This window comes from Streptomyces graminilatus (assembly GCF_001418565.1).
In the GTDB taxonomy this organism is placed as follows: domain Bacteria; phylum Actinomycetota; class Actinomycetes; order Streptomycetales; family Streptomycetaceae; genus Streptomyces; species Streptomyces graminilatus.
Genome location: NZ_LIQQ01000185.1, coordinates 1 through 10184 on the forward strand (window position 1 = coordinate 1; position 10184 = coordinate 10184).

A 10184-nucleotide genomic window follows, 5' to 3' on the forward strand; every position below is an offset into this window, starting at 1 on the left:
CGCCGGGGGTGGTGGGGGGTTGTTCTCTGTTGCCGCCTCGGTGATGACCCTGCCCTCCGGGTCCGCCGCTCGGGAGCGGAGGGCCGCTGTCAGCATGGCCGCGTCCGCCTCCGCCCGGGCCGCCTCGGGGGAGGAGCCCGCGGCGAGGGCGGCGTCGTAGGCGGTTGCCCGGACGGTCGGGTCGAAGTACGGGTACAGGCTGAGCATGCCGTCGTGGATGTCGGACTCGCGTTGGGTGACCTGGAGTTCGGCCGGGGACCACCAGGCGACCCGGCCCGCGCGGACACCGTGGTCCGACAGCGGGGCCAGTTCGCGCCACAGCGGGCTGAGGCGGCGGTACGTCGACCAGGTGCTCCACACGTCCCCGAGGCGCTGGAAGGCGAGCGGGATGCAGAACCCGGCCGCGGTGACGATCTCCGCGGTGGCGGCCATCGCGGGGGCGACATAGGTGCTCAGGTAGTCGAGGTTCCCGCCGTTCCAGCGGGCGACGACGGCCGTCAGCTTGGTGGCCGCGAAGGTGATGTTGCAGGAGAAGCCGGCCATGATGACGAGCAGTCCCACCCGCAGCCAGCCGTGCACCTGAAGCGCCCACGGCCAGCAGACCGTGTTCATCGCGATGTTGGAGAGGGTGAGCGCGATGAGGTACAGCACGATCATCTCGCGGATGTAGGGCGTGTTCGCGTAATGCGTGTCGAAGTCGCGCAGCCGCTGCTCGGACGCGTTCCCGAGGGCGAACAGGGCGGCCGTCGCCACGATCACCACCGCGTACCCGGCGATCCAGCGGCGCGAGGCCCGCCGGGCGGCCTCGGGCGGGCCGCCGCGCCAGTTGATGATCAGCACCAGACAGGAGGCGCTGAAGGCGCTCAGCAGGCAGTACACGAGCGGTGCCGAGATGTTCGGGACACCGGTGACACGGTTGACCCAGGCGATGGTCGGCGGGGCCGCGAAGAAGAACACCAGGACGGAGAGGAGAAGCAGCGCGTAGACCGACCGCAGCAGGGGGTCGCGCCAGGCGCGCAGCACCGCCCGGCCCTTGAGGAGCAGGACGATCACCATCGCGGCGGACGGCAGGTAGTAGGTGGAGTCGTTCACGGCGGGCGCCGCCTCAGCTCTGCGGCCCGCGATAGCCCAGGGAGGCCTCGATCCGGCCCGCGAGCTGGTCGCGCCGTACCGGCCGGCGCGCCGAACCGGCGAGCCACGTACGGCACTTGCTGGCCAGCAGCAGACCGAAGCTCTCGGCCTCCCGCTCGTCCGCGAGGTCGGAGCGGGTACGGGCGGCCACCTTGCGGACCGTGGCCTGGAGGTCCGCGGTGTCGCTGAGCAGCCGGGCGGCGACCGCGGCGCCCTCGACATGGTGGCCGCAGTGCCCGGCCTGCATGTGCCACAGCTCGTGGCCCAGGATCACCAACTGGTGGTCGGGCGCGGTGCGTTCCTCGACCACGATCAGGTCCTGGTCGGCCATGTCGAGCCACAGCCCGCTGGCCGTGCCCGGTGGGAAGGGGGCCGCGCGGAACAGGACGGGACGGCCGCGGCGCCTGCTCATGGCGGCGCACAGCTCGGTGTAGAGGTCGCCGGGTTCCGCCGGCGCCGGGAGCCTCAGCTCGGTCACCAACTCGCCGCACAGACGGCGCATTTCCTTGCCGATGTTCACAGTCATCCCTCGGATCACGACTCCGGCCGCTTGACGCTCTCCAGAAGCATGTCCAGCCACTCGGCGACCTTGTCCCGGTGCTGGTCGGAGGGCAACTGGGCGGCCCGCCAGGCGATTCCGCGGACACCGTGGTCCTGCAGCAGCCGCTCCAGCGGATCTCCGGCCGCCTTCGCCGCCGCGCGCTCACGGTCGGCGAGCCGCTGGAGAAGTTCCTGTTCCGAGCGTTGCAGCGCGCCCGCGAGCGCCTCGGGATCCGCCGCGGTGAGGAAACCCGCGTGCACTTTGAAGAAGCGCTGGATGGCGTCGCAGTGCTCCATCGTGGGACGCCGGTCGCCGTTGATGAGGGCGCCCGCCTGCTGGCGCGACATACCGGCGCCGTCGGCGATCTCCTGCTGCGTGTACTTGCGGCCGTTCGACTTGAGCCGGGTACGGCGCAACAGGCCCAGCCGTTGCAGGAAACGGGCCTGGAGATCGGGTTCCCCGGCGCTCTGCCCGCTCAGCAGGGCCTTGACGACGCTCTCCGGAACACCGGACGCGACGGAGAGCCGCCCGGTGTGGAAGACCTCGCCGTGCGCGACACCGAGCCGGTCCGCGAGTGCGGTGACCCGGGCCACGACGGCGGACAGCAGAACCGTCGCCGTGGCGTCCGGAACCTCGTAGCCATCCGTCACCGACAGGTCTCCTACCGTTACCGTCTTCTGGTTCTTTGTTGCCGTGAACTGCCCGGAGAGAGTAGCGGGTTGTTCGAACTGACATCCAGCTCTCGCCACAACTGTGGCCAGATTCAGCCGTCAACAGGCATGAAATGCCACGATAGTTGACACGGCTCCCGGGAGGGCAGCAGGATCAGGGCGCCGCGTGAAGGCCGCATAGCAAGAGGGGTGACCTCCCGATGGCATTTCAGGCAGGAGGGCAGCGGCCGGCGCCGCGGCCCGTCCCAGAGGGGCCCGAGGCACAGGCGTATCTACGGGACTACGCCCGGCTCTTGGACACCGTGACCTTTCCGTCCGTCGTCCTCGACCACCGCTGGGACGTGGTGCTCGCCAACTCCGCGTTCGGGGCGCTCTTCGGTGCCGTGGGCTCGCATCCCACGGCCATGCCCGGCGACAACTTCCTCCGCTTCGTGCTCTTCCACCCGGACGCGGGCACGGTCCTCGGGGCGCACGAGTCGAGCTGGTGCCTGCCGATGCTCGCGCACTTCGCCGCCGCCGTGGAACGCCACGCCCAGGACCGCGGGCTCCAGGCCATCCGGCGGGACATCGCCCAGGACCCGATCATGGAGGCCGCCTACCGGCAGGGCCTGCCGCACTGGATCAGGGCCGTCGGCGAGGAGGCCGTCCAGCACGACGGGGCCGTACGGCCGCTGCTCCACCCCGACCCGCGCTGGGGCGCCACCGAGTGCCGCATCGTGGCGGAGACCCCCAAGTCCCTTGAGGACATGGGCTATACGAAGCTCACGCTGGTGCTGCGGGAGGCGCCCCGCCCGGCGGACGCCCCGCGCGCACACCGCCGCCCACGGCGCTCGGCGAGCCACCTGAGTGTGGTGCCGGCCCCGCAGACGTAAGAAGACGGACCCGGCCCCGGAACCGTCGGCGTGCAGGTCGCCGACGGCGCCGGGGGCGTCGTCCGCGTTCACCGGACCGGGGCCCGGCGGTAGGTGCCCTACAGGTCGAGGACGAGCCGGGGGCCACGGCACCGGGACACACAGATGAGCATCGTCTCGCCCGCCTCCCGTTCCTCGTCCGAGAGCACCGAGTCCCGGTGGTCCGGGGTGCCTTCGAGCACGTCCGTCTCACAGGTGCCGCAGGTGCCCTCGGTACAGGAGAAGAGCACCTCGACCCCGGCGCCCCGCACGGCGTCCAGCACGGACACCTCGGCCGGCACGGTCAGCGTACGACCGGTGCGCTCCAGCACGACCTCGAACTCGCTGTCCGTACCGCCCTGTTGGGCCTTGGGCGTGAACCGCTCGACATGCAGCGCGCCGGCCGGGCAGACCGACTCCACCGCGTCGAGCAGGGCACCGGGACCGCAGCAGTAGACAAGGGTGCCCTCCGGCAGCCGTCCGACCGCCGAATCCAGCTCCAGGAGACCGGTCTCGTCCTGCGGAGCGAACGTGACCCTGTCCCCGTACCGCGCCAACTCCGAAGTGAACGCCATGGATTCACGGGTGCGCCCGCCGTAGAGCAGCGTCCACTCGGCGCCCGCGGCCTCGGCGGCGGCGAGCATCGGCAGGATGGGCGTGATGCCGATGCCGCCCGCCACGAAGCGGTAGCGCGGCGCGGGTTCGAGGGCGAAGTGGTTCCGGGGACCGCGTACCCGCACCTTGTCGCCCAGCCCCAACTGCCCGTGCACATACGCCGATCCGCCGCGCCCCGCCGGCTCGCGCAGCACCGCGATCCGCCAAGCCGACCGGTCGGCCGGGTCGCCGCACAGCGAGTACTGCCGCTCCAGCCCCGGCCCGAGCACGACATCGACATGCGCGCCGGGCTCCCAGCCCGGCAGTTCCTCGCCCAGCGGATGGCGCAGGGTGAGCGCCAGTACCCCTTCGGCGGCCGACTCCCGCCGCTCGACGACGAGTTCGGCCTCGTACACATTCATGAGCTGATTCCTTCTGGCTGGTCTGCCTGCGGCTGATGTCCCTGCGGGTGGGCGAGCATCCACTCCCACATCTCGATGGGGTCCTGCGAGCTGTGCTCACGGCCGCAGTGACAGGTGCCGTGCAGGACGTCCGTGCCCGGCAGCCAGTCGACGCGGTAGACCTCGCCCGTCGGGCCGCCGCTCACAGGGCCTTCTCCACGGGCTTGTCGCCCTCCTCGGCCAGCCGGGCGAGGATACGGCGCGCGGCGAGACCACCGGTGTCGATGTTGATGCTCAGCTCCTGGTACCCGGCCCGTTCCGAACCCAGCGTCCGCTGAAGGAGGTTGAGCGCGTCGACATCCTGCATGACCACCGTGTGGTTGTTGCCCCGCAGGAACTCGGTGACCTCCTCGTCGTCCGTGGCCCAGTCCCGCGACACCATCCAGAAGTCGTACACCTTGCCGTCCGCCGACGGTGTGATCGCGTACGTGATCTCGGTGTGGAAGCCGTTCGGGTCGCTGCCGTCGGCCTCGGGCAGCACACCCACCGGCGCGATCCGGCTGTGCAGCAGATACAGGCACGGCGCGTGGTACTCGATGTCCTGCCAGCGCGTGATCCGGCCGTCGATGCCGGTCGACCTGGCGTAGAACGGCGGGCACTCGGCGTCGTCCATGTGCCGGCTCACCCGTACGATCCCGGCGCCCTCGTCGACCTCCGTGGTGATCGGTGTCTCCGCGACCTCGGGGGTGCCGATGTAGCCGCCGTGCAGATAGGTCTCGTGGGAGAGGTCGAGGAGGTTGTCGACGAGGAGTCCGTAGTCGGCGTCGATCGGCTCCATGCCCCTGACGGTGACCCAGCCGGGGGAGTCGAGGTGCCGGGCGCGCGGAATGGTGTCGGCGTCGGCGAGGGCCGGGTCGCCGATCCACACCCAGATCAGGGCGTCCTGCTCGACGACGGGGTAGGAGGCGACGCGGGCGGTGCGGGGTATGCGCTTCTGCCCCGGCACGTACACGCACGTACCCGTGGTGTCGTAGGTGAAGCCGTGGTAACCGCACACGATCCGGTCGCCGTCGAGTCCGCTCTCGGAGAGCGGGTAGCGGCGGTGCACACAGCGGTCGGCGAGCGCGACGGGCGTCCCCTCACCCTCGGTGCGGTACAGGACGATCGGCTCACCGAGGATCGTGCGGCCGAGCAACTCCCGCCCCACCTCGTGGCTGTAGGCGGCGACGTACCACTGGTTCCGGGCGAAGGCGGTGGTGTGAGGCATTGCGGGCGGCTCCCGTCTCTGATGGTGGTGGCATCGTCGGGGAGGGCTTCACCGGGCCGCAACACCACTTCCGCCACACGGAAGGCCGCGGGTGAAGTGCCAGGTCGGAGCAGTGGTACGGGGGTGATCGCGGCGCCTTTCGACGGGAGCGCCCCGGTACGCCCCTGAGCGGGCGTACCGGGGCGCTCCCGTCGGGGTCTCAGCCCTGGCTGCAGTAGTCGACCCAGCGGTGCGAGGAGATGTTGTTGTTGACGCTGGCGCCGAACCCTTCCAGGCCCGCGCCGTAGGTGAAGTGGTACTGGTTGGTCGTGGTGTCGCTCCAGCGGTCGCCCTGGGAGATGCAGGCGTGCGCGCCGCCGGCGTTGGGAGCGGTGTACAGGTCGACCGCGTCGTTGCCGCCGAAGTAGCCGTTGTTCCAGATGTCGGAGGTCAGGTTGCGGCAGCTGCCCCAGTTGTTGGAGTTGCCTTCCCACTTGCACTCATGGCCGCGGCCGTTCGGCTGGGTGAAGACGTGGAGGAAGCCGTCCGCGGAGGCGAGCCGGGCGGTCTTGGTCCCGTGAGAGCCCGCGTCGAGCGCGGTGGCGGTGGAGACCGGGGAGAAGAGGGCGGCGACGGCGGCGGCCGAGGCCGCGACGGTGACGAGACGCTTTACGGACATGGTGATCCTCAATTCGGAGTGAATGGTGTGATTGGTGAGATTGGTGTGATGGATCTGAGTGGTGTGAGCAGGGTGGTGCGACCACGGTTGGGGCCGTGGTGGTCTGTGGGGGAGCGGGCCGGGCTCAGTCGCCGCGTGCGACGATCGCCCGGGCGCGGGGCAGTGCCTCGCGCCTGAGGCGCGCGAGATCGGCCGACTCCCGGGGGTAGCGGCGCCGCAACTCGGCGCGGTACTCGGTGTCCAGCGACTTCGCCACGGACGACAGGCCGCTGGAGACGGCGCAGTTCGCCTCGGCCGAGGCCAGCCGGACCTCCTTGGCGTGCGGCCACGGCGTCCGCGACTGGGTGACCGCGGCACGGGCCTGGGCGGGGCCGGCGTACGTGTATCCCTTGCCGCGCATACAGCGCGCCCACGGTCCGACGGCCGCCAGGTAGCGCTTGTCGTTCGCGACGAGACCGACGCGCATGTTGGCCAGGTTGCCGGTGACCCGGGTGGCCCGGAACCAGCCCTGGAGGTCCGAGTACAGCTCCCGTTGGGCGGCGGCCTGGCAGCCCTCGTCGCTGTGGGTGACCTCCATGCCGCCGGGCAGCCGGGCCGAGAGCCCTTCCGGCCGCGCCCCGTTGAGGGCGGTCACCAGGACGGTCCTGGTGTTCGCCGGCATGGAACGGAAGTACCGCTGGTTGGGGTCGCGCCGGGCCTCGGCCTCCTGGCGGAGCCGCAGATCGGTGCCGTAGCCGTGGGTCTTCGCCCATGCGGGGTCGTCCACGACGTAGGGGAACAGGGACGAGACGTTGCCGGGATCCGCGGGCTCGACCCAGAACTTGTGGCCCTGGTTCTCCATGCACTTCTTGATGAGGAGCTGTTCGGCGAGTCGCAGGGTCTCCCGGGAGGCGCCCTCGGCCCGGTGCGTGCCGGTGCCCGCGGAACCCGGGTTCGCGGAACCGGGGTCCGCCACGGCGCCGCCCGCGCAGCCGGTGGCCGTCGTGGCCAGCAGGCCGGCGGTCAGCAGGGCCAGGGTCCAGCGATGCATGGGGCGCCTCCCGGGGCTCTTCTCGAACGAATGTGTTCTTCGAGCCGTTGACGCCTCACGGGTCACATCCGTATGCCCTCCGACCGAAGAAAACTTTTCCTCCGCCGGGAGTCATACGACGAGGCTGCGAAAGCCGTCCTTTCCGGTCGCGATCACACTCGCCGAACGGTGATATCCAGCCAACCGGCGCCGGTGGGGAGGGGGTCCCGGGCGTCGACGAGGGCGGGGTCAGCAGTCGTTGTGCGCTGTGCGGACCTGGACGGACGACGACGGTCGGCCTCGGCGATCGGATCCGGCCATGGCGACCGGACGCCCGCCCTCCGGTGAACGCGGCCGCCGATATCCTTGCCGTGTTCGGCGGATCGGACGGCACGGCGATCGGGGAGCGATGTTCGAGGTACGCCTGCTCGGTCCGGTCGAGGTGTGGCAGGGCGACCGACGGGCTCCGCTCGGCGGGGTCAGGCCCCTCGCGGTCCTGTCGGCGCTCGTCGTCCACCTCGGCGAAGTGCTCTCCACCGAACGGCTCGTGGACTGCGTCTGGGACGAACAGGCACCGGCCACCGCGGGCGCCCTGGTGGCCACCCATGTCTCCGCCGTGCGCCGCGCACTCGCCAGGGTCACACCGGCCACCGTGGTCCGGACACGGCCGCCGGGCTATGTCGCCGACCTCGAACCCTCCCAGATCGACGCCCGGCGCTTCGAGGCTCTCCTCGCCGAGGGCCGGACCTCGGCCATGGGTGGCCGTCCCGAGGAGGCCGCCGACCTGCTGTCCGAGGCGCTGGGACTGTGGCGCGGGCCGGAGGCCCTGGAAGGGCTCGGCCAGTCGTTCGCCCGGATCGAGGCCGCCCGGCTGGCGGAGCTGCGGCTCATCGCCCAGGAGGAGTCCTTCGCCCTGGGCCTGGAACTGGGCGGCGCGGACCGGATGATCGCCCCTCTGCTCGCGCATGTCGCCGCACACCCCCTGCGGGAGCGGCCACGCGGGCAGTTGATGACCGCGCTGTACCGCGCCGGCCGGGTCTCCGACGCCCTGCGCACCTACCAGGAGGGCCGCGCGATCCTGCGCGAGGAACTGGGCATCGACCCCGGCCCCCAACTGCGGTCACTGCACCAGGCGGTACTGACCGACGACGCGAAACTGGCGGGGACCGCCGGGCCGCGGAGCACGGGCCGGGAGCCCGCGGGGCCGCCGAAGCAGCCGTCCGGCGGCGCCCGGAGCGAGGCGGGCACCGCGAGCGAGGCGGGCACCCGGAACACGGCCGGCCCCGCATTGAGGCCCGCGCCGTCCCATCTCCCCCCGGACATCGCCGACTTCGTGGGCCGCTGCGAACAGATCGGCTGGGCCTCCTCGTTGCTCGGCAAGGCCGACGAGGCCGGCCGCACCGCCTCACCGATCGGGGTGCTCTCCGGCCGGTCCGGCACGGGCAAGACCGCGCTCGCCGTGCATGTCGGCCACCGGCTGGCCGCACTCTTCCCGGACGGCCGCCTGTTCGTGGACCTGCGCGCGGGGGACACCGCTCCGCTGCAACCCGCCGACGCCCTCGCCAGACTGCTGCGCGCCATGGGCGCCGACCCGGAGACCCTGCCGACCTCCGTCGAGGAACTGACGGGCCTGTACCGCACGTACATCGGGCCCCGGCGCGTCCTGCTGATCCTGGACAACGCGGCGGGCGAGGCGCATGTACGGCCGCTGCTGCCGCCCGGACCCGGCTGCGCGGTACTCGTCACGAGCCGGCGCCGGCTGGTGGCGCTGGAGGGCGCCGCGCATCTGGACCTGGCCGTGCCCGGCGAGGCGGAGGCGCTCGAACTGCTGCGCCGCGTCGCCGGCCCACAACGCACGGAGGCCGAGCCGGCGGGGGCCGCCGAGATCGTCTCGCTGTGCGGGCGGCTGCCGCTGGCGGTGCGCATCGCCGGGGCCAGGCTGGCGGCCCGCCCGCACTGGGCGCCCGGCCGGCTCGCCCGGCGACTGCGCGACGAACGCGGCCGGCTCAACGAACTGCGCGCCGGGGACCTGGAGTTGCGCACCAGCCTGGAACTCGGGTACGCCGACCTGGATCTGCCCGAGCGCCGGGCGCTGCGCCGGCTGGCCCTGCTCGAACTGCCGGACTTCGCGTCCTGGATCGCCGCCCCGCTGCTCGACATCGGCACGCTGGAGGCCGAGGAGGCGGTGGAGCGGCTGGTGGACTGCCACTTCATCGACGTGATAGGCGTCGACGACACGGGCCGCACCCGCTACCGCATCCACGACCTGGCCCGCGAACACGCCCGCGAACGCTGTCTGTCCGAGGAGAGCGCCGAGGAACGCACGGCGGCCGTGCTGCGACTGGTCGCCTCCTGGCTGGGGCTGGCCAGGAAGGCCGCCGCCCGGGGCCCGGGCGCGGCCGGCCGGTACTTCCCCGAGCCGGCCGCCGTACGGCCCCTCGACGCGGAGACCGAGGAGGAGCTGCTCAAGAACCCCGCGTCCTGGTTCGCCGCCGAACAGGCCTGTCTGCTCGCGGCGGTGGAGTACTGCGCGGACAACGGCATGGACCGCGCCGCCCGCGACCTGGCCGGGGCGCTGATCGCGAGTTCGGCCGCGCTGTACAACCAGTTCGACGCCTGGTCCCGGTCGCACGCCGCGGCCATGGCCGCCGTACGCCGCAGCGGGGACGGCGAGGGCGAGGCCTGGCTGCTCGCCGGCCTGGGCCAACTCCGCTACGAACAGGACGAGTTCGAGGAGTCGTACGCCTACTTCGCCCAGGCCCTGCGCCTGTTCGAGGCGCGTGGCGACGTGCCCGGGGGCGCCGCCCTTGCGCTCGCCGGGATGGGCACGGCCCGTCGTGAACAGGGCGGGTACACCGAGGCGTTGGAGCTGCTGAACGCCGCGCTCGAACGGTACGGGGAGCCGGCCGAGCGGGGCGCACGGGCGCGGGTGCTGTACGGCATCGGTCATGTGCACCGGGAACAGGGGCGCGGCGCGCGGGCCCGGCAGGTGCTCTCCGAGGCGCTGGAGCTGTACCGCGCG

At 72.0% G+C, this 10184-nt stretch carries 10 protein-coding genes; 2 read left to right on the forward strand and 8 right to left on the reverse strand.

The genetic code is table 11. From position 1 onward, the window contains the following. From AOK08_RS17140 to AOK08_RS17150, 3 genes are all read right to left on the reverse strand, one after another. On the reverse strand, positions 1-1092 hold a 1092-nt coding region (locus AOK08_RS17140), incomplete at its 3' end, for an MAB_1171c family putative transporter (protein WP_055526485.1). A gap of 13 nt (positions 1093-1105) precedes the next feature. Continuing rightward, the gene (locus AOK08_RS17145; protein ID WP_055526500.1) at positions 1106-1633 is read right to left on the reverse strand and encodes a hypothetical protein; all 528 of its coding nucleotides are present in this window, start codon (positions 1631-1633) and stop codon (positions 1106-1108) included. A 32-nt stretch (positions 1634-1665) separates the two neighbouring features. Beyond that, positions 1666-2322, reverse strand: coding sequence for a helix-turn-helix domain-containing protein (locus tag AOK08_RS17150; protein WP_055526487.1), 657 nt, complete (start codon positions 2320-2322; stop codon positions 1666-1668). Positions 2323-2543: 221 nt separating this feature from the next. On the opposite strand from AOK08_RS17150, the gene AOK08_RS17155 reads away from it, so the two are divergent. After that, positions 2544-3215 carry an MmyB family transcriptional regulator gene (locus AOK08_RS17155; protein ID WP_055526488.1) on the forward strand — a complete coding sequence of 224 codons (672 nt, stop codon included), beginning with the start codon at positions 2544-2546 and terminating at the stop codon, positions 3213-3215. Between the two features lie 98 nt (positions 3216-3313). Here AOK08_RS17155 and AOK08_RS17160 read toward each other — a convergent pair whose 3' ends face one another. The 5 genes from AOK08_RS17160 to AOK08_RS17180 form a co-directional block, all read right to left on the reverse strand. Continuing rightward, positions 3314-4249, reverse strand: a complete 936-nt coding sequence (locus AOK08_RS17160; protein WP_055526490.1) for a PDR/VanB family oxidoreductase — start codon at positions 4247-4249, stop codon at positions 3314-3316. Then, complete coding sequence (locus AOK08_RS17165; RefSeq protein WP_055526492.1) at positions 4246-4434, reverse strand: hypothetical protein; 189 nt, start codon at positions 4432-4434, stop codon at positions 4246-4248. The genes AOK08_RS17160 and AOK08_RS17165 overlap by 4 nt, the downstream gene beginning before the upstream one ends. Then, positions 4431-5495, reverse strand: a complete 1065-nt coding sequence (locus AOK08_RS17170; RefSeq protein ID WP_055526494.1) for an aromatic ring-hydroxylating dioxygenase subunit alpha — start codon at positions 5493-5495, stop codon at positions 4431-4433. The genes AOK08_RS17165 and AOK08_RS17170 overlap by 4 nt, the downstream gene beginning before the upstream one ends. A gap of 199 nt (positions 5496-5694) precedes the next feature. Beyond that, the gene (locus AOK08_RS17175) at positions 5695-6153 is read right to left on the reverse strand and encodes a peptidase inhibitor family I36 protein (protein ID WP_055526495.1); all 459 of its coding nucleotides are present in this window, start codon (positions 6151-6153) and stop codon (positions 5695-5697) included. 124 nt (positions 6154-6277) lie between these two features. Then, entirely contained in the window at positions 6278-7183 is a 906-nt protein-coding gene (locus AOK08_RS17180; RefSeq protein ID WP_055526496.1) for a hypothetical protein, read from the reverse strand. 388 nt (positions 7184-7571) lie between these two features. Here AOK08_RS17180 and AOK08_RS17185 point away from each other — a divergent pair. After that, positions 7572-10184, forward strand: a 2613-nt coding sequence (locus AOK08_RS17185) for an AfsR/SARP family transcriptional regulator (protein ID WP_055526498.1), incomplete at its 3' end; no start/stop codon positions are given.

Bases quoted from the DNA above. Each gene is read 5' to 3' on its own strand.
- AOK08_RS17145 (WP_055526500.1), bottom strand. From the start codon at position 1,633: ATGCGCCGTCTGTGCGGCGAGTTGGTGACCGAGCTGAGGCTCCCGGCG.
- AOK08_RS17155 (WP_055526488.1), top strand. From the start codon at position 2,544: ATGGCATTTCAGGCAGGAGGGCAGCGGCCGGCGCCGCGGCCCGTCCCA.
- AOK08_RS17160 (WP_055526490.1), bottom strand. From the start codon at position 4,249: ATGAATGTGTACGAGGCCGAACTCGTCGTCGAGCGGCGGGAGTCGGCC.
- AOK08_RS17170 (WP_055526494.1), bottom strand. From the start codon at position 5,495: ATGCCTCACACCACCGCCTTCGCCCGGAACCAGTGGTACGTCGCCGCC.
- AOK08_RS17175 (WP_055526495.1), bottom strand. From the start codon at position 6,153: ATGTCCGTAAAGCGTCTCGTCACCGTCGCGGCCTCGGCCGCCGCCGTC.
- AOK08_RS17180 (WP_055526496.1), bottom strand. From the start codon at position 7,183: ATGCATCGCTGGACCCTGGCCCTGCTGACCGCCGGCCTGCTGGCCACG.